Annotated in this window: 17 protein-coding genes; 7 read left to right on the top strand and 10 right to left on the bottom strand. The window is 50.6% G+C overall.

Annotation, left to right across the window (positions count from 1 at the left end):
- Positions 1–130: 130 nt before the first annotated feature.
- Positions 131–2,695, top strand: a complete 2,565-nt coding sequence (gene mutS / locus L3K52_15710; protein UOG91622.1) for a DNA mismatch repair protein MutS — start codon at positions 131–133, stop codon at positions 2,693–2,695.
- A gap of 45 nt (positions 2,696–2,740) precedes the next feature.
- Here mutS and L3K52_15715 read toward each other — a convergent pair whose 3' ends face one another.
- Together L3K52_15715 and xerD are read right to left on the bottom strand one after the other, a co-directional pair.
- Positions 2,741–3,478, bottom strand: coding sequence for a DsbC family protein (locus tag L3K52_15715; GenBank protein ID UOG91623.1), 738 nt, complete (start codon positions 3,476–3,478; stop codon positions 2,741–2,743).
- Between the two features lie 121 nt (positions 3,479–3,599).
- Entirely contained in the window at positions 3,600–4,538 is a 939-nt protein-coding gene (xerD, locus tag L3K52_15720) for a site-specific tyrosine recombinase XerD (GenBank protein ID UOG91624.1), read from the bottom strand.
- Between the two features lie 61 nt (positions 4,539–4,599).
- Here xerD and L3K52_15725 point away from each other — a divergent pair, with 61 nt between their 5' ends.
- Positions 4,600–5,838: a hypothetical protein gene (locus tag L3K52_15725; GenBank protein ID UOG91625.1), complete on the top strand. Its 1,239-nt coding sequence runs from the start codon at positions 4,600–4,602 to the stop codon at positions 5,836–5,838.
- Here the strand turns inward: L3K52_15725 and mtnA are convergent.
- On the bottom strand, positions 5,835–6,890 hold the full coding sequence (mtnA, locus tag L3K52_15730) for an S-methyl-5-thioribose-1-phosphate isomerase (protein UOG91626.1): 1,056 nt from the start codon (positions 6,888–6,890) through the stop codon (positions 5,835–5,837). The two genes, L3K52_15725 and mtnA, sit on opposite strands and share 4 nt — an antisense overlap.
- Before the next feature lie 54 nt (positions 6,891–6,944).
- Between mtnA and L3K52_15735 the strand changes: the two genes are divergently transcribed.
- Positions 6,945–8,252, top strand: coding sequence for a TRZ/ATZ family hydrolase (locus L3K52_15735; GenBank protein ID UOG94024.1), 1,308 nt, complete (start codon positions 6,945–6,947; stop codon positions 8,250–8,252).
- Between the two features lie 180 nt (positions 8,253–8,432).
- Here the strand turns inward: L3K52_15735 and L3K52_15740 are convergent, their stop codons facing one another.
- The 3 genes from L3K52_15740 to L3K52_15750 form a co-directional block, all read right to left on the bottom strand.
- Positions 8,433–9,791 (bottom strand): hypothetical protein, encoded by a 1,359-nt coding sequence (locus L3K52_15740; GenBank protein UOG91627.1) that lies wholly within the window; start codon positions 9,789–9,791, stop codon positions 8,433–8,435.
- 74 nt (positions 9,792–9,865) lie between these two features.
- The gene (locus L3K52_15745; GenBank protein UOG91628.1) at positions 9,866–11,254 is read right to left on the bottom strand and encodes an acyltransferase; all 1,389 of its coding nucleotides are present in this window, start codon (positions 11,252–11,254) and stop codon (positions 9,866–9,868) included.
- On the bottom strand, positions 11,173–11,880 hold the full coding sequence (locus L3K52_15750; protein UOG91629.1) for an acyltransferase: 708 nt from the start codon (positions 11,878–11,880) through the stop codon (positions 11,173–11,175). The genes L3K52_15745 and L3K52_15750 overlap by 82 nt, the downstream gene beginning before the upstream one ends.
- Positions 11,881–11,966: 86 nt before the next feature.
- On the opposite strand from L3K52_15750, the gene ubiG reads away from it, so the two are divergent.
- Positions 11,967–12,677, top strand: a complete 711-nt coding sequence (gene ubiG, locus L3K52_15755; protein ID UOG91630.1) for a bifunctional 2-polyprenyl-6-hydroxyphenol methylase/3-demethylubiquinol 3-O-methyltransferase UbiG — start codon at positions 11,967–11,969, stop codon at positions 12,675–12,677.
- A 3-nt stretch (positions 12,678–12,680) separates the two neighbouring features.
- The gene (locus L3K52_15760) at positions 12,681–13,256 is read left to right on the top strand and encodes a hypothetical protein (protein UOG91631.1); all 576 of its coding nucleotides are present in this window, start codon (positions 12,681–12,683) and stop codon (positions 13,254–13,256) included.
- Between the two features lie 3 nt (positions 13,257–13,259).
- On the opposite strand, the gene L3K52_15765 is transcribed toward L3K52_15760, so the two are convergent.
- Genes L3K52_15765 through L3K52_15780 form a run of 4 tightly spaced genes read right to left on the bottom strand, consistent with a single transcriptional unit; the run spans position 13,260 to position 16,522 of the window.
- Complete coding sequence (locus tag L3K52_15765; GenBank protein ID UOG91632.1) at positions 13,260–13,967, bottom strand: 2OG-Fe dioxygenase family protein; 708 nt, start codon at positions 13,965–13,967, stop codon at positions 13,260–13,262.
- A 52-nt stretch (positions 13,968–14,019) separates the two neighbouring features.
- Entirely contained in the window at positions 14,020–14,988 is a 969-nt protein-coding gene (cmoB, locus tag L3K52_15770; GenBank protein UOG91633.1) for a tRNA 5-methoxyuridine(34)/uridine 5-oxyacetic acid(34) synthase CmoB, read from the bottom strand.
- A 5-nt stretch (positions 14,989–14,993) separates the two neighbouring features.
- Positions 14,994–15,722: a carboxy-S-adenosyl-L-methionine synthase CmoA gene (gene cmoA / locus L3K52_15775; protein UOG91634.1), complete on the bottom strand. Its 729-nt coding sequence runs from the start codon at positions 15,720–15,722 to the stop codon at positions 14,994–14,996.
- A complete protein-coding gene (locus L3K52_15780; GenBank protein ID UOG91635.1) occupies positions 15,722–16,522 on the bottom strand; it encodes an SDR family NAD(P)-dependent oxidoreductase in 801 nt (266 codons plus the stop codon). Before L3K52_15780 ends, cmoA begins: the two co-directional genes overlap by 1 nt.
- A gap of 180 nt (positions 16,523–16,702) precedes the next feature.
- Between L3K52_15780 and L3K52_15785 the strand changes: the two genes are divergently transcribed.
- Together L3K52_15785 and L3K52_15790 are read left to right on the top strand one after the other, a co-directional pair.
- A complete protein-coding gene (locus tag L3K52_15785) occupies positions 16,703–17,422 on the top strand; it encodes a gamma-glutamyl-gamma-aminobutyrate hydrolase family protein (protein UOG91636.1) in 720 nt (239 codons plus the stop codon).
- Positions 17,423–17,791: 369 nt separating this feature from the next.
- Complete coding sequence (locus tag L3K52_15790) at positions 17,792–18,862, top strand: hypothetical protein (protein ID UOG91637.1); 1,071 nt, start codon at positions 17,792–17,794, stop codon at positions 18,860–18,862.
- The last annotated feature ends 116 nt before the right edge of the window (positions 18,863–18,978 follow it).

Raw genomic sequence — 18,978 nt, forward strand, 5'->3', positions numbered from 1 at the left:
CGCATTATGCTAACTTGTTCAGAGTTGGTCAAGCAAAATTTCACACAATTTTAATTGTCAGGCATCTTTTTTCCGTGCCACACCGATTACTGCTAAACTCTCTGGCTTGATTACGCACCCCCGACGAGCCATGAGCAAAGAACAGCCCCAACACACTCCCATGATGCAACAATACTTCCGAATCAAAGCGGAATACCCCGACATCCTCCTGTTTTACCGCATGGGGGATTTCTACGAACTGTTCATGGACGACGCAAAAAAAGCCGCTGCCCTGCTCGACATCACCCTCACCGCACGCGGTTCATCAGCAGGCGACCCCATTCCCATGGCAGGTGTTCCCTACCACGCCGTCGAACAATACCTCGCCAAACTCCTCAAAGTCGGCGAATCCGTCGCCATTTGCGAACAAATCGGCGACCCTGCCAAATCCAAAGGCCCGGTCGAACGCAAAATCACCCGCCTGCTCACCCCCGGCACTGTCACCGACGACTACCTCCTCGACGACCGCCGCGACAACCTGCTGGTAGCGATTGCACGCAAAGAGACGCACTACGGCATCGCCGCCATCGACCTCAGCACCGGACGCTTCACCGTCCAAGAAGCCGATTCCGACACCACCCTGCACAACGAAATCGAACGCCTGCAACCCGCCGAAATTCTGCACGACGAAGACTGGAAACCCGCCTTCGCCCGCAACCGCATTTCCACCCCACGCCCGCAATGGCACTTCGACCTCGACACCGCCAAACGCCTACTGCTACGCCAATTTGGGGTACACGATCTCGACGGCTTCGGCTGCAACCACCTGCCGCTCGCGATTGCCGCTGCGGGCGCATTGCTCAATTACGTGCAAGAAACCCAACGCACCGCCCTGCCCCACATCAACAGCCTCACGGTAGAACTCAGCGACGAAGGCATCATTCTCGACGCTGCCAGCCGTCGCAATCTGGAACTCGAATACAGCATCAGCGGTGAACACAAAAACACCCTGATTTCAGTGATCGACAAAACCGCCACCAGCATGGGCAGCCGTCTGCTACGCCGCTGGCTCAACAAGCCGCTACGTGACCGTTTCATTCTGCGCAACCGCCACCAAGCCGTCGGCGTATTGCTCGACCAATACCGCTACGAAACCTTGCTGGAAACCTTGCGCGGTATCGGCGACATCGAACGCATCGCCAGCCGCATCGCCATCGGCTCGGCACGTCCGCGTGACCTCTCCACCCTGCGGAGTTCCTTGCACGTACTCCCCCGCATCCACGGCTTGATCGGCACCATCGACAACCCGCACATCCAGCAATTACAAACCAACATCGACTTGCACGAAGCACTGCGCCACTTGCTCGACAGCGCGATTATCGACAACCCACCCGTGGTCATCCGTGACGGCGGGGTAATCGCCCCCGGTTTCGATGCCGAACTCGATGAATTGCGCAACTTAAGCGAAAACGCCGACCAATACCTGCTCGATCTCGAAGCCCGCGAAAAAGTCCGTACTGGCATCAACAACCTCAAAGTTGCCTACAACCGCATTCACGGCTATTACGTCGAAATCCCGCAAAGCCAGTTGAGCCGCATCCCCGCCGACTACATCCGCCGCCAAACGCTTAAAGGCGTGGAACGCTTCATTCTGCCCGAACTGAAAAAGTTTGAAGACAAGGTACTGTCCGCCCGCGAACGTGCGCTTGCCCGCGAAAAAGCCATTTACGACAATCTATTAGGCGACTTGCTGGCACACTTGAATCCGATTCGCACCAGTGCGCAAGCCATTGCCGAACTGGATGTATTGAGCAACTTCGCCGAACGTGCCAATACCTTGAATTACAACTGCCCTGCGCTGGTCGATGGTGCTGGCATTCAAATCGAAGGCGGACGGCATCCGGTAGTCGAACGCACCCTCGATAATCCCTTCGTGCCAAACGATCTGTACATGGACTCGCGCCGCCGCATGTTGATGGTGACAGGCCCCAATATGGGTGGAAAATCCACCTACATGCGCCAAGTCGCGCTGATCGTGTTGCTGGCACACATTGGCAGCTACGTCCCCGCGCAAACCGCCCGCCTCGGCAATATCGACCGCATTTTCACCCGCATCGGCGCACACGACGACTTAAGCACCGGGCGTTCCACCTTCATGGTGGAAATGACCGAAGCCGCCAATATTCTCAACAATGCTACTGCTCACAGTTTGGTATTGATGGACGAAATCGGGCGCGGAACCAGCACCTTCGATGGCTTGTCACTGGCATGGGCAATCGCCGAATTCCTCGCACGCGACCGCAAAGCTTTCACCCTGTTCGCCACCCACTATTTTGAATTAACATCCCTCGCCGAACAAATCAGCACCATTGCCAATGTACATATCGACGCGGTGGAGCATGGCGACAAAATCGTATTTTTACACGCGGTGAAAGAAGGCCCCGCCAACCAAAGCTACGGTTTGCAAGTCGCACAACTGGCAGGCGTCCCCAAAGGTGTGATTGCACAAGCAAAAAAGAAACTGGTATCACTGGAAAAGCACAGCCAGCAAGCCCCACAACCGGGACAAACCTTGCCCCTGATGTTTGCAACACCCGCCGAACCCAAAGATGAAATCGCAGAAAAAGTGAAAGCGGCACTAGCTGCCGTAGACCCGGATGAACTCACCCCGCGTCAGGCTCTGGACGAGTTATATCGGTTAAGAAAATTATTGTAGGGTGAGTGGAGCGAATGCGATACCCACCCTACACGGCAAAGCTGCTTACTTCGCCGCCGCTTTCGCGTCATCCAACATTTTGACTAACTGATCCGCCGGGCGAAACCCTGGAATCATCGTACCATCCAATGTCAATAATGCCGGTGTGCCATTCACACCCAGCTTCTGACCAAGTTCAAACTGCTCCGCTACGGGGTTAGTGCATTCTTTGGCTGCCACTTCTTTGCCGTCATTCTTCACTTGGTTCATCGCAGCGGCTTTGTCATCTGCACACCAAATATTCACCATCTTTTTGTAAGCCGGTGAACCCACGCCTGCACGCGGATACGCCAAATAGCGCACGGTCACGCCTTTTTCATTCAGTGCTGGCACTTCTTTATGCAATTTCACGCAGAAAGGGCAGTCAACGTCAGTGAAGGCATACAACACATGCTTTTCTTCGCCCTTGGCTTTGAATTCAATGCTCTTGGCGGCGTCGATGGTTTTGACGATAGCAACACGATCCGCCGCGCGTGACGCTTCGGTCAAACTGGATTTGTTTTGCGCATCAATCAAATCGCCGACAAACACATAACGCGCATCGCCCGTTACATAAATAATTTCGCCGCCAAATTTGGCTTCAAACATGCCCGGTACGGGGGTTGATTTCAATGCATCAGGGGCGCTGCCACCAAACATCGGTTTCATTTTATCGCCCAGATCCGCAGGCACATCGTCAGCCATTGCCCCGGTCGTTGCGAGCGCAACACTGATCAGTGCGCCCAGAATCATTTTTTTGTACATGGTTTCTCTATTCCTGAATGAAAATCTTATCGTAAAAAGTGCTTATTCTTTAATCAGATAGTGGATAGTACCTTATCATGGCTGACTGTAGCGTGTATACGCTTCCCCACATTACAGAACCTTAACCACGCGGGTGATGGTGGCGGTGCAAATCCTGCAACCGCGCCTGTGCCACATGCGTGTAAATTTGCGTGGTGGAAAGGTCACTATGCCCCAGCAACATTTGCACGACCCGCAAATCCGCCCCGTGATTCAACAAATGGGTCGCGAAGGCGTGACGCAAAGTGTGCGGAGAAATACTGCGCACAATATCCGCTGCCAAGGCATAACGCTGAATCAGCACCCAAAACATCTGCCGCGTCATCCCGCTGCCGCGCGTGGTCACAAACACTTGCTCCGCAATATCCTTGCCGTGCATCAATACCGGGCGTGCCTCGCTCAAATACGTTTGTATCCAATCATGCGCCTCCTCCCCCATCGGCACGAGGCGTTCCTTATTGCCTTTGCCGGTAATGCGGAGCACGCCATTGGGCAGGGAAATTTCATTCAAACGAATCCCCACCAATTCCGATACCCGCAACCCCGTGGCATACAACAACTCCAACATGGCACGATCGCGCAGCCCCAGCGGGCTGGCAATATCCGGCGCTTGCAATAAGGCATCGACTTCAGCTTCTGACAAGGTATGCGGTAAATGCCTGCCTTGTTTGGGCGCTTCAATTTGTGCGGTAGGGTCATCTTTGCGCAAATTTTCACGGACTTGCCAACGGTAAAAACGCCGCAAACTTGATAGCAAACGCGCCGTCGTCGCCGCCTTCGCCCCCCCACGCACCCGAATCGCTAAATACTCCAGCAAATCCCCGCGCTCGGCTTGATCCAGCGCCACGCTGCGTTCGTCCAGCCAATGGCACAACATCCGCAAATCACGTTCGTAACTCGCCAAGGTATTGCGGCTTACCCCACGTTCCGACCAAAAAGCGTCTAAGAAACGGTCAATTAATACCTGATTCAGGCATTTTGTTCGCATGATAGCGGGTAGGGATTTTTTTTCAGGTTTCATGGTCTTATTACGAGAGAGTGAAAAATGGGCAGACTCTACTAATATCCAAAGGGCTAAAATAATGACTAATAATGAATACCAGAGCATGGCGATGAGCCAATACATGCTGCGAGAATTTAGAGAACAATGCAAGCAACAGGAAGCCGCCACGCAAGCTGATGACCTCAAGCTTGAATACCAGCAATTCAACCAAGAAGTGCTGACTTACCCAATTTTTTCCAATCATGCTTGCGGCAATCACGATGCCAAAGAATTGCTGGGCACACGTTCGGAAGAAGCATTTTGTGAACGCTGGAGCTTTTTTTACGCTGCGGATCCGTGGAAATTGCCACAAATTGCTTACCAGCAGCAAATGGATACTCAGCTTGCTGCGCTCAAACAACGGCTATTTGCACTGAATTCGCCGCGTCTGATTTTATTTTGCGTCACATTCATCATCATTATTTTGCTGGTGATGCGCGGGCATTTCCTGTTGCCAGCGCTGCCTATCTTCGCCTTGGCATGGTATTGGCGGGTGTCGGAACGCAATATCCGAACAACCCAACAAGCCTTGCAACAACACCTCGATAAGATGCACGCCTTAGATGAACAAAAAGAAGGCATTGCGCATCAGCTTGAAAGCCTGCCACCGCCAACCGGCTTGACGCAATTGAACGCGGATTATCAGCAAGCGGTGCGAGAGTTTTTTCAAAACACTCTGCGGCAAGTGCTGCCGCCCTCGGAGTGCGCTGATTTAGCCACGACCTTGCAACAGCAACGCTGGGAAGGCTTTATCACCGAAAGTTGGGGGTATCTGCAACTGCCACTGGCGGCGCAGCAACACAGCATTATCAAACACACTTTGCTGGATGCCGCACACATTCCGCTGATTGCCTTGCAAGACGACCCGCACGGGCGCAAGGGACACAGCTTATACCGCGTGCAATACCTGCAACTCTGGATTTTAACGCAGCGGGGTTTAGTGATGCGGCAAGGGTATTTTGACCGCGTAGCCAAGCAATTTCTGTTTGAGCAGCAAGAGTTCTACCCGTACAAGCAATTGCTACACCTCGAACTCACCGAGCAACCCCTACCGGAAGAACCGTTGCTCAAACAACGCTTACCCGCACACCTGTACAAGCGCTATTTCGAGCAGCCGGTCAGCATTTTGTCACTGAGAACCGTAACCGGCAAAATGCACGAATGCGCGACACTGCCAGTAAACGAGCGTCCGTTTCAACAACGCGAATGGCAGGAACGTTACGGGCTAGACACCGATATGCAGCGTCTAAGCCGTTGTTTGCACCAACGCCTGTATTAGGAAGCCATTAGCACAGCAATTTTTGCCGCATCGGGATTCAAAATCACGCCTTTTTCGGTGACTAGCGCATCGACTAAGGCGGCGGGGGTTACATCAAACGCTGGATTCCATGCCTGCATATGCTGTGCAGCAATGCGCTGGTTGTTCACGTTTAGCACTTCATCTTGGGAACGTTCTTCGATGGGAATGTCATTACCACTCAAAGTCGCTAGGTCAATCGTGCTGGTTGGCGCAACCACCATGAATTTCACCCCGTGATAACGCGCATTCACCGCGAGACTGTAAGTGCCGATTTTGTTGGCGACATCACCATTCGCGGCAATCCGGTCAGAACCGACGATGACCCACGAGACTTTGCCCAGTTTCATTAAGTGCGCCGCTGCACCGTCACACAACAGATGTGCAGGGATTTTATCTTTGATCAATTCCCATGCGGTCAGGCGTGAGCCTTGCCACCAAGGACGGGTTTCATCGGCGTAAACGTGTTCAATTTTACCGCTGCTGTAAGCACTGCGAATCACGCCTAGCGCGGTACCGTAGCCGCCAGTCGCCAGTGACCCGGTATTGCAATGGGTTAACACCCCGTGCGACGGTTGAATCAAAGCGCTACCCAGTTCACCCATGCGGTAATTGGCATCAATATCATCTTGGTGAATCTGCTGCGCCAGTGCTAACAGTGGCTCTTCCGGGTCGCCATCCACGGTATCGGCCAAATCGCACATGCGCGTTAATGCCCACATGAGATTCACAGCGGTTGGGCGGGAATTTTTCAGCAGGTCAATTTCGGCACTCAGGCGATTGCGCCAGTCTTGCGGGTACTGTTTGTAACATTTTCTGGCTGCCATGGCTGCTGCGTAGGCAGCGGCAATGCCAATCGCAGGCGCACCACGTACCACCATATTGCGAATAGCGTCGGCGGTGTCTTCCGCGCTGTATAACTGCACGAACTGCTCGTTATGCGGCAATTTGCGCTGATCAAGCAGCACCAGATGATTGTCTTTCCATTCTACAGCACGGATCGAATCGTGTTGACTCATGATGATTTTCAGCATAAATAGGTTATTCTACCGTGGCAATCTTACAACACCCAATGGCACATAATGGCAATCGAAATTGACTTACTCATTACACCCGAATGGATTATTACTGTCAATTCGGATAATCAGGTGCTGCGACACCACACTATAGTTGTGAATAATAACAGGATTGTGGGCATCATGCCCACTTCTGACGCAGAAAAACAGTATATACCCCGACAAACTGTAGCATTACCACAACAGGCTGTATTGCCAGGGTTTGTGAATGCGCATACTCACGTCGCAATGGCGCTGCTGAAAGGTTTGGCAGACGATTTACCCCTAATGGACTGGTTGCAACACCACATCTGGCCTGCGGAAGCGCAATGGGCGGATGCGGAATTCGTGCATGACGGCAGCCAGTTAGCCATTGCCGAAATGCTGCGTTCCGGCACAACGTGTTTTAATGACATGTATTTTTTCCCCGAAGCCACCGCGCAAGTGGTCGCGGCAAGCGGGATTCGGGCGTGCATTGGCATGATCATGATCGACTTCCCGACCCGTTGGGGCAGTGGTGCAGCAGAATACATTCAAAAAGGCTTGGCTTTGCATGAGCAATTGCAGGCAAATCCACTGCTTACCACGGCATTCGCCCCGCACGCGCCGTACACCGTGTCTGATGACCCTTTGCAACAAGTGCGGCATTTGGCGGGCGAACATGCGCTCCCCATCCACATGCATGTGCATGAAACCGCATTTGAAGTGCAGCAAGCCATCGAACAAAGCGGAATGCGCCCACTCGCCCGACTCGCGCAACTTGGCTTGCTCGACCAGCATTTTCTCGCCGTCCACATGACGCAATTGACCGATGCTGAGATTGCATTACTGGCGCAAACCGGCACACACGTTATCCATTGCCCCGAATCGAATTTGAAACTTGCCAGCGGTTTCTGCCCGATTGCTAAACTCACCGCTGCCGGGGTCAATGTCGCCCTCGGCACGGATGGCAATGCCAGCAATAACGATCTGGACATGTTCGGCGAAATGCGTACCGCTGCCCTGCTCGCCAAAGCCGTGGCGCAAGACGCCAGCGTGATTCCAGCGGCACAAGTGTTGCGCATGGCAACCATCAACGGCGCACAAGCGTTAGGGCTGGATGCTGAAATCGGTTCACTGGAAGTCGGCAAATCCGCTGACATGATTGCGGTTGATCTTGGTACACTGGAAGCCAGCCCCTTGTATGACCCCGTGTCACATTTGGTCTATTGCACCAGCCGTGAACAAGTCACCCATGCATGGGTAGCAGGCAAAGCCCTGTTGGAAAACCGCCAACTGACCACGCTAGACAGCAGCGCCCTCATCGCCAAAGCGCGGCACTGGCAACAAAAAATTAGCTAACTATCACTCAGCAATTCCCGCTATCCATCGGTAATCAGAGCTTCGCAGGCTTGCGAGGGCTTTGATTTTTACGGGCACAACCCCACCCTCCAAGCCCTGAAAGCCTGCCCGAATACCGCCTGACTTTTGCATAACCCAACACCCTGTTGGAAAACTCCAGCGTACCCTCAAGCCTGATTTTCATCCGCTGCGAATGCCTTTGGGTTTCAGGTCGGTACGTTCGTAACCCCAAATGATGGCGGCGTAAAATGTTTCCCAATCGCTAATCAGATGCTCACGGAACATCCCGCGCATCTTCTCCCACAATGCGGTACGGCTCTGTAAGCGGGTGCGTGCGGCTTGGAAGTACTGGCAGCAAGCTTCCTGTATCTGGTCGATAAGGAAGGCCAACATCATCAAGGTGGCGAACACGGTGGAAAGGTGTTGCTTGCCATGACCGTAATTATGTTCGAGGTTGTAACCGAGGTTTTTGAGGGTGTTAAAGGTTTCGTTCTCCACCTTCCAGCGGGAACGGCCTGCGCGTACCACATCCGCCACGTTGTCGGCGGTGAGGGGGATGTCAGTCACGCAGTCATAGATAAAGGTTGTACCGTCGGGGCGTTCCTCCCAATAGTCGATGTAGTTGACCCGCACGTCTTGGTTGGCATGATTGAGCGGGATGTCGTTGGCATAACGGTAGCCACACCGTAACTTTTTGCTCGTCGTGCCTGCCAATTCTTGGGTACTGCCATTGGCTAACCCGTCCAATACCGTCTTCAGTAATAGGCTGCCACTACGGGCTTTGGCGGTAATGATAAAGCTGTAACCGTTTGATTTCAGAAGACGGATGTGCGGTGCATTGCAGGACAGGGCATCTTGCAGCAGGATCATCTCCATGCGCGGGAAGTCTTGGCGCAACTGGGGGATGAGCCGTTTAGAGGCATTGTGTTCGCAATCATTTTTCTTGCTGCCATCCTGCTTGGTGATGGCCTCTGGGAAAAAGGGTAATACGGTATTCTTGTCAGGGTGAACCAGCACTGCCGCCAGCATCTGGTGGTAATACTCCTCACGTCCGTCCTTGTGTGTCTTAATGCAACAATCCGGGCAAGAGATAGCCCCAGAGCTAAAAATACCTGTTCCATCAATACTGACTAAATACTTTCCTAGAAAACGGTAGCCTTCCAGTATGCCTTGCCGTTGCAGCTCCTGATGGATGGCGCGAAACACCGGGCGCAGACGCTGCGGTTTTACCCCGTCCAATACCGTGCGCATTTGGCTGTCACAGGGAGCATCGGGGATGCCAAACAGGGTTTTCAGGTTGTGCCGCCGCGCCTTGTCCCCGCGCTGTTTGTCAAACTGCAACAGTGAGCCGTCTTTCAACGAAAATAGGGCAAGCCCTGACATCAACACGTCAACCAAGGGATAGTCGGGTTTGGTTTTACGGTGCTCAGTGACTTCGCTGAAACAGCCGCGCACACGTTCCAGCAATCCGGGGGCTGAGAGGGTCTTGCGTAGCTTCAGGCTACCAACAGGAGGCAGGGGAGGTGGTTTTGCAGGCATTTCGTTGCACAGTGACTCGTTTTACAAGACCATGATTATACTGTCATTTTAAGATCGGCGGGAATTGCTAACCATCACTTATCCTGCTTCATGATTTCAAAAGCAGGGCGCAACATATCCGCCAGCAGTAAAGACCCGCTGGCGGAAAGGTGATCATCATCGGAATACACTGATTTGCCGTTATGAGCGATACGGCACTTACCGTCTGCTCTACAAAGATGTGGCAGCGGGTCAAGTAAATGAACACCATATTGTTGACTCAACCGTTCAAAGAAAGGACGCAGTGAAGTGGCTCGTTCTGGATAGGGATTATCCATCCACACTTCAGTCTTACCAGCATTATGAAACGTTAGCCAACGTGGTACTGTTCTGTCCATTTCCGGTACAGGTAATACCAACCAAACACGCTTGTTTTTTGCAACTAATTTTGCAACAGCTTTTTCCAAACCGTATTCAAACGCCAATCGTGGGTCATTTGTTTTATTTGATTTTAAATTAGAAGGCAGATAACCCTCATATGTTGTACTGCCATACACATAAGATGTCCATCTCCCTACTAAAAAAACATTTTTAATAGATAAATCTTCAAGCAACCCCAAAACATTTTTGTTATATTCATGCCAGTTTTTATTTCTTAATAAATAGGATCCTCCGCGAGATACATCTAGTAAAAAAGGAGAACCACTCAAGCTTGCTTGCAAACCTGGCAAGGCATATTTATCTGCCAACTCTTTAAAAACAGGTGTGATTGCATCGGCATGGCTAGATCCCCAAACAATAAATTCTGGATGTGTTGACAATGAACTTCCAAAAGTACACTTTTCTACAGATAATGGTGCATTATGTAAAATAGGATTTCCATGACAACTCCTCAAAGGATTTATATCCATTGCACCATCCGAATAAGTAATAGTTTCAGAGCTAAAACGCCATACAACACCCTTACTTATCCACAAACTGACACCAACTACTAACAACACTAACTGTGTAGCAATTATCCAATTAATCAACGATTTACTCGGACGAATAGATAAACGACGCGCTGGTTTTTCAACCCAACGCCATGTCAAGTAACTCAATAAAAAACACAACACCAATAAAAAAAGTATTTCATACCAAGGAATCACATCGGGAGACAGCCAGTAAGAACGCAAGCTAAACAAAGGCCAACGCCACAAATAAAGAGGATAAGAAATCAAACCAATACCCACAAGGAGTTTCCAAGACAGAATCCGCGATACAAATGTTTGTCGAAAACTATGGATATGGATCAATAAAACCGTACCGAACACCGCTACTAATTGATGAATAAGTGCACTCACTCCTATTGTACTATTTGGTATTACTACGCTTGCCAGTATAGCCACTAATCCTAAAAAAGCTAACCACTCATAATTGCTGGTTGCTGGTTGCTGGTTGCTGGTTGCTTGATAAAATGTAAATAGGCTAATCCTACGCCACACAATAATTCCCACGCACGCGGAGGAGATAAATAAAACCCCGCAGCAGGATGATGCAAAGTTAGATAAGTTGCCAATCCAAAAGAACCGAAGAGAGCACTCAATAATACCCACACGAGCCAACGTGGAGACACATAACGAATTAAGAAAAATAAAATCAGAGGTGTTAATAAATAAAATTGCTCCTCAACACCAAGCGACCACAAGTCTAATAGGGGATTAGCATCGACTGTTGGCGCAAAATAATTTCCTGAAGCCTGCCAAATGCTGATATTAGGTATCATCAAAACGGTTGCCACTATATGCCTTCCCAAAAGTCTAAAATCTTCTGGAAGTAATACAAACCAACTCAAAGCCACCGTTCCTATCAACATAACAGCTAAGGCAGGTAAAATACGGCGAAATCGGCGCAGGTAAAAGGTGCGAAAAGAAAATTTGCCATCCTGAATCTGCCGCAAGATGATACCTGTAATTAGAAAGCCTGAAATAACAAAAAAAATATCAACACTAACAAAACCACTTGCAAAACCGGGGACACGAGCCTGAAATAACAACCCTACCAAGACCGCGATTGCCCGCAAACCATCAATATCAGGCCGATAGTACGTAAGCCCAGTCTTTGCTACCATGAAACACCCCAGACACTCATCGAGAAAATTTGGCGAAGAATACCGCACAACTACAAATTAAATCTATATTTATTAGGAATAAATTGATGATGAAAACAACACCGAACGTTGACCCCAACGAAATCCGCAAGTTTGAAGACCTCGCCTGGCGCTGGTGGGATCGTGACAGCGAATTCAAACCGCTGCACGACATTAACCCGCTGCGCCTCAATTACATTGACGACCACGCCCGTTTGCAAGGCAAAAACGTCATCGACATTGGCTGTGGCGGCGGTATTCTTGCCGAAAGCATGGCACGCCGTGGCGCTACCGTTACCGGCATCGACATGGGCGCAACCCCGCTGGAAGTCGCCGAATTGCACGCGCTGGAATCCCAAGTCGAAATGACTTACCGCCAAATCAGCGCCGAAGCCATCGCGACTGAAGCCCCTGAGCAATTCGATGTCGTGACCTGCATGGAAATGCTGGAACACGTCCCCGACCCCGCATCGGTGATTGCCGCCTGTGCCGCACTGGTGAAACCCGGTGGCGACGTATTCTTTTCCACCCTCAACCGCAACCCCAAAGCGTTTGCGTTAGCGATTGTCGGCGCGGAATACGTGATGAATATGCTCCCCAAAGGCACGCACGAATACGCCAAATTCATCAAGCCCTCCGAACTCGAACGCTGGGCGCGTTCTGTCGGCTTGGAGCTGCGGAATATCGCGGGCATGACATACAATCCATTATTCCAGAGTTATCGTCTGGGCAAGGATGTGGATGTCAATTACCTGATGTATTTTAAGAAGGAAATGTGATTAATGTTTGAAATGAAACGACTGGTAGGCTTACTGCTGGTCTTATTTGCCGTGAGTGGCTGTGCCGTGCAATACGACAACGTAACCGTCACCCCTGATGGCGACCCACGCCTGCAAACCCTGACACCGAAGATGAAACAGCGCATTGATGAACTCGCGCAAGCGCTGATTGCACTTGACCCCGCCATTATTGACCCGCGTGAAGCAAAATCGGTGGCGCACGATGCGTTTGTGTACCCGATGTATCTGGCGAATGACTGGGGCTTGACTTGGCCGCCCGTTTTCCACAACACCTTGCGCAATTCCAAGCAGCGTAAAGCGGGGTTGTGTGTCGACTGGGCACGCGCCATGCGAGCGCGGATGCGTACCAAAGACCTCAAAACATTCGACCTCTATTGGGGTGTCGCTTATAAAGGCAACCCGTGGCGCGAACACAGCACCCTGATCGTCACCGCCAAAGGCAAACCTTTTGCGACCGGCATTTTGCTTGATCCTTGGCGCAATTCCGGTGATTTGTATTGGAGCACCATCAAAGACGACCTGCATTACCCTTGGAAGTATTTTGAAGGCCCCGGTTAAACGCTAAGCCAGCGCTTTGTGGAAGGTCAGCACCAACACATCCCGCCAAGCGGGTTGGGTTGGGTCAGCGGGGCTAATCGCGGTCACGCCGTGATAAACCGCGTGATCATTCACCAACACCAAATCCCCCGCTTGCGCCAACGTGCCTTCCGCTAAGGGGCGCATGGTGTTGTCGTAAATGCGGCTCTCGCCGCCGTCAACATTGTGGCGATCCATCATCATGATTAAGATATATTCCGCGCCATCCTTATGAATGCCTTCGGGGGTCGGTTTTCCCTGTTGATTAGGGCGGGCAATAATGCGGAACTGGTGGGCTTGAATGCGCCACAATTCGGCAGGGCTACGCGAAAATTGTTGCGTTGCCCAGCCGATCACTTCCTTCAACACCGGATTCGCGAGCGTCGTGGGCAGCCAGCCACGAAAATGGCGGTTAAAACCACCGTGTACCCGGTTGTAATGGCTGCTTTGATAATGCGGCTCGTGCGGCAATACGGTTAAGGCATTATGTTGCCAATGAAACACCGAATAACGCCGATAGCGATAATTCCCGCCATCGCGCAAATACGGGTCGAGCAATAAGCCGCCCCAACTGTCGCGGAAGCGCTTGTATGCCTGCCCCATTCGCCGGGCAAGGCGTTGCTGCAAGCGATTGGTATCACCCATCGCGAACATAAACCCTGGTTTGTGCAATAACGTATCCACTTGGCTCACTTTATTTCAATGCTTAATCATATTGTAATTTAGTGATATTCCCTTGAACAGATCACGCGGGGGTATTAGCGATAAGCGTCGCTCTTACCGGCGCGGGGTATCCTTCTATAGTGCGGCTAATATCTTGCGAATCAAGGAAATCCACCAACGATTCGCCTTTACTCCACGCCGTGCAACGTTGTTCTTGAGTGCTGGTTGTTGTCACATCTACCACACGAATATGAGTGAATCCCAGCCGTTTCAACCACAATTCTAATAATGCCACCGAGGGAATGAACCACACATTGCGCATTTTGGCGTAACGGTCGTGCGGCATTAGCACCGTATGTTCATCACCTGCCACCACCAAGGTTTCCAGCACCAACTCGCCACCGGCTCGCAAGGCACGGCGCAATTCCTGCAAATGCCCCAGCGGATCGCGGCGGTGATACAACACGCCCATCGAAAATACCGTATCAAAGCCTTTTTGACGCAAATCAGGCAAATCTTCGCTTTTCAGCGGCAACATCCAGACCGGCTGTTCCCCTGCATAACGCTTAATCAATTGAAACTGCGTCAAAAACAGCAACGTCGGGTCAATCCCAATCACCGCCTCCGCTCCCGCCCCGCGCATCCGCCACAGGTGATAGCCACTCCCGCAACCCACATCCAACACCAAGCGCCCGCTCAACGGACTCAGATGCGGCAACACCCGCTCCCACTTCCAATCGGAACGCCATTCGGTATCGACCTCAATTCCAAACAAGTGATAGGGGCCTTTGCGCCAGGGAATCAGGGCTTGCAAACACGCCAGTAATTGCGCACGGGAATCTGCGTCAACGTCAGCAGCCGTGCCAAGCGTTACCGCACTGCTAGTAAAATCAAGCTGTTGCGGGTGCAAATCGGGTGCAGCAGCCAAAGCAGCTTGCCATTCTTCCCACTTGCCGTGCGAACCTTGCAACGCGGTTTCAAGTTGCGCGGGCAAGCTATCCAACCAAGGTGCGAGACGCGAATCTTGCAAAAAACGGTACAGTGACTGCATTGCGCTCACACCTTCACCGCCAACAATGACGCAAAATTCAAGCCCTGAAACCAGTTCACCACTTGGGTAAAACCCGCCGCCTCCAGCCGCTCGACGTGTTGCGCAAACGTGTCAGGAATCAGCACATGATCCAGCGCGGAACGTTTCTGGCTGATTTCAAGTTCGCTGTAACCATTCGCCCGCTTAAATTCCAAATGTATATCGGTCAGCAGTGCTTGTTCCGTCGCAGCCGCAAACTGGAGCTTTTCCGACAAAATCAGCACCCCGCCCGGCAATAAACCCTCGTAAATATGACGCAACATCGCCAAGCGTTCATCCGGCTTAAGAAATTGCAGCGTGAAATTCAACACCACTACCGACGCATTGTTCAAAGGGATGGCTTGAATATCCGCGCACTCCACTTGAAACCGCCCGTTAAGTAGATGACGTTGCAGAATTTGCTCACAACGGCGCGTCATCGCGGCAGAATTATCCACGCACACAAAGCTAAGATCCTCCACCCGCACTTGCGAAGCCATCGACAAGGTTGCAGCGCCCAAAGAACACCCCAGATCATAAATACGGCTGTGCGGCTGCGCGTAACGCCGTGCAATCACACCCAACAGCGCAATAATGCTTTCATAGCCCGGCACCGAACGGCGAATCATGTCAGGAAAGACATCCGCCACCGCCTCATTAAAAGCGAAATCGACGACCTGTCTTTGGGGAAGCGCGTAAATGGAATCACGTTGCATTACGCAGCACTCGCCTCGCCGACCCATTGAGCATCGCCCGGCTGACGTGGGAAAACAAGGTGTTCGCCCGTGCGCCTGCCCGCATCTGCACCCAAAAAGTACAAATAGGGCGCAACCAAGGCTTCAGGGCGAGCCACGCTATTCGGGTTTTCACCGGGAAAATTCAAGGTGCGCATACTGGTACGTGCCGCGCCAGTATCCACGGTATTGACACGAATGAAATGTGTCGCATCGTCGTGTTCAGCCGCCAGAATATCGCAAAATGCTGCCATCCCCGCTTTTGCCACCCCGAATGCGCCGTAAAACGCCTTATTTGACGCATGGCTGGCAAACACAATCGCGGGGTCAGCAGCCTCCTGCAATAATGGCAAACACGCATGTGTCAGCAAGAAATTGGCGTGCAAATTCACCATAATCATTTTCGACCACAATTCGGTGTCGTAATGCGAAATTGGGGTGAATGAACCTAACCATGCCGCATTCAACATCAAACCGTCCAAGCGCCCTAATTGTGCGCGGATATTTTCGGTGAGATCGAAGTAATCCTTAGCGGTTGCGCCCTGCATATCCAGCGGGTAAATCGCGGGTTCGGGATAGCCAGCGTTGACAATGGCGTCGTAAGTGTCTTCGGTGCGCCGCATTTCTTTGTCGAGCAACACCACGGTTGCGCCGTATTGCGCACACGCGCTCGCAATCGCTTTGCCCATGCCTGCCGCAGCACCCGTGACCAAAATCACCCGCCCTTGCAAGGCACTCTCAGAGGGTACATACGCCAATAAATCTTGCACATCTTGCTGCATTTCTGTCTCCGCTTGGGGTCAGCTTGAAAAGAAACAGAGTTTAGCGCTTATCGACGGAAGGGTGTAGGGCGCAGGTCAAGGTTATCGGTAATACGCACGACAGAATCTGTAACCGTTAAGCAAATTAGGGCATCATATCCACAAGCATTGCAACACAAACCAGCCAATAAGTGATTACCCATGTTAATCGGTATTTTAGAAACCGGACGTGCGCCGGATGAATTAATCCCCGAACACGGGACGTATACCACCATGTTTGCCGCCTTGTTAGGGCAAACCGGCGCTGATTTACGCTTTCAGGTATTTGCGGTGATGGATGGCGAATTCCCGGATTCGCCACAAGTGTGTGATGGCTGGCTAATCACCGGCTCGCGGCATGGCGTGTACGATGATTTGCCCTGGCTAGAACCGTTAAAGGTATTAATCCGCCGGATTCAGCAGGCGCAAGTGCCGTTAATTGGCGTTTGTTTCGGGCATCAAATCATGGCGGAAGCCTTGGGTGGCAAAGTAGCCAAAGCACCGCAAGGCTGGGGGGTCGGGCGGCATCACTATCAGGTAGAGCAATCTTTGCCGTGGATGGATGCAGCACCCGCCAGCATCACCCTCAATGCTATGCATCAGGATCAGGTGATGGAATGCCCACCGCAAGCTGAGGTATTCCTGCAATCAGCGTTTTGCCCGTATGCCGGATTGATTTATGGAACATCAGCCTTCAGCGTGCAAGCTCACCCGGAATTTACGCTGGCGTTTGAACGTGCTTTGATTGAGCTACGGGATGATGAACCATTGCCCTGTGAAATTGCTGAACCCGCATTGGCGGACTTGAATCAAGCCAATGCGGTTACGGACAGTGCTGCGGTTGCCTACTGGATGAGCAACTTTTACGGAAAACGTGGTTGATTTCTTAAAAATCAGTCAACAATGCCTGCATATCACTAGCCAAACGGATGGAACAACCTTGGAGGCTGCGGTTGATCATCCGTTACAGAATCTGGCTCGTATTTTCTCTTTCTTAATAAATATTTTACTTTACAACAACAAACGAAATTTATTAGAATGTTGTATAAAATTTAATCTTCAAAGGTGGTATCTGTGAGGCCAACACGTCAAACCAGAGGAATTCCCGTATTTAGATATGCATCAACGACGCAATCTGTTGAGCCTCTATTCAATCCCCCGATACAAGTTTTCCAAAAACTGCCATCAAACACCCATTCCGTAAATTCACTGACATCACCAATTTCAACACACAAACATGAAGGACGTAACATGAAGATAAAAACTGCACTCAATTGGCTAACTTTATTGATAAGTGTCACCGCCGCAACAAATGCCATTGCCAATACCACAACATATACCATAACAAAGAATACTGGTGAATTAGTCACGCCTTATTCTAATGATTTTGGTAGTTCAGCTCCATCCGTTCCTTCTAAATATGGAGATATAACTCCAGGACCATGGGGTGGTTATGTATTTAAAGACACTTTTACACTCAGATCTCCTAAAGATTGTCATACCATAACCTCAGTAAAGCTATCTTTTAAATTAAAATGTGATCGCGGGGGTAATGATTGTTCAGCCAAACCTTCTGGCGAAGGAATAAACTTTTTAAGTGAAAGTCAACCAAATAACTATTTTGACAGCTTCTTCTACTATCCATTAATAAATGGAAGTCTATTAAACTCTACTTTTTCCCCCACCTATGCATTTAATTCAGCAAGTCCAAACCAATCATCAAATAATCCAGTCAATTATTTAGCAGAGATTAATAATAAACGTCGTGTAAGCTTTCAGATTTCAGATGATACCAGTGTACATCATGCAGAGTTAACATATACTTGCGAAAATCCACCTAAAAAAGGTACGACGTGGTTGAAGCATGGATCCGATTCGATTACGGGTACTGTTCATGTGGGTTGTGGGCCGAGAGTCAACTCACCAAAAGACAAAATCAAGCCGCCAAAAGACCCATATGATTATGCCTGTAACCCTAAAATAGGCGATCAACTTTGTACTACAGCCTTGCCTATTTTATGCAAACACGAAATTTACCAACCAAAACCTAATTCATTAAACATTGTTAATCCACAAAATGAGTGGGCTCCACAAGTAGTCGGTACAACCAAATCAATAGCACCTACCACTGATAATGGTATTACTACCTTAGCAGACGCTAATGCATTCTGTGCAAAGGAATTTGGTGAACGTTGGATTGTCGCTGACTTCTTTGATGGTACGGGTAATGCGGGATGGAACTTCCACTCTTATGGCAATACCGGCACTCCACCACGCTTTTGGATCAATGTACCTGGTTATCAAAACTGCTGGGATCAATAGTTCTCTATTAACATCAGCGTCCTAAAATAATAGCCATGTTATTTCCGACATGGCTATTTCAAATAAGCACTGAATTGATTCCCGCAGAGAATAGATTGTGCCGATGCATAGCACTT

The organism is Candidatus Thiothrix sulfatifontis, from assembly GCA_022828425.1.
Classification (GTDB): Bacteria; Pseudomonadota; Gammaproteobacteria; order Thiotrichales; family Thiotrichaceae; genus Thiothrix; species Thiothrix sulfatifontis.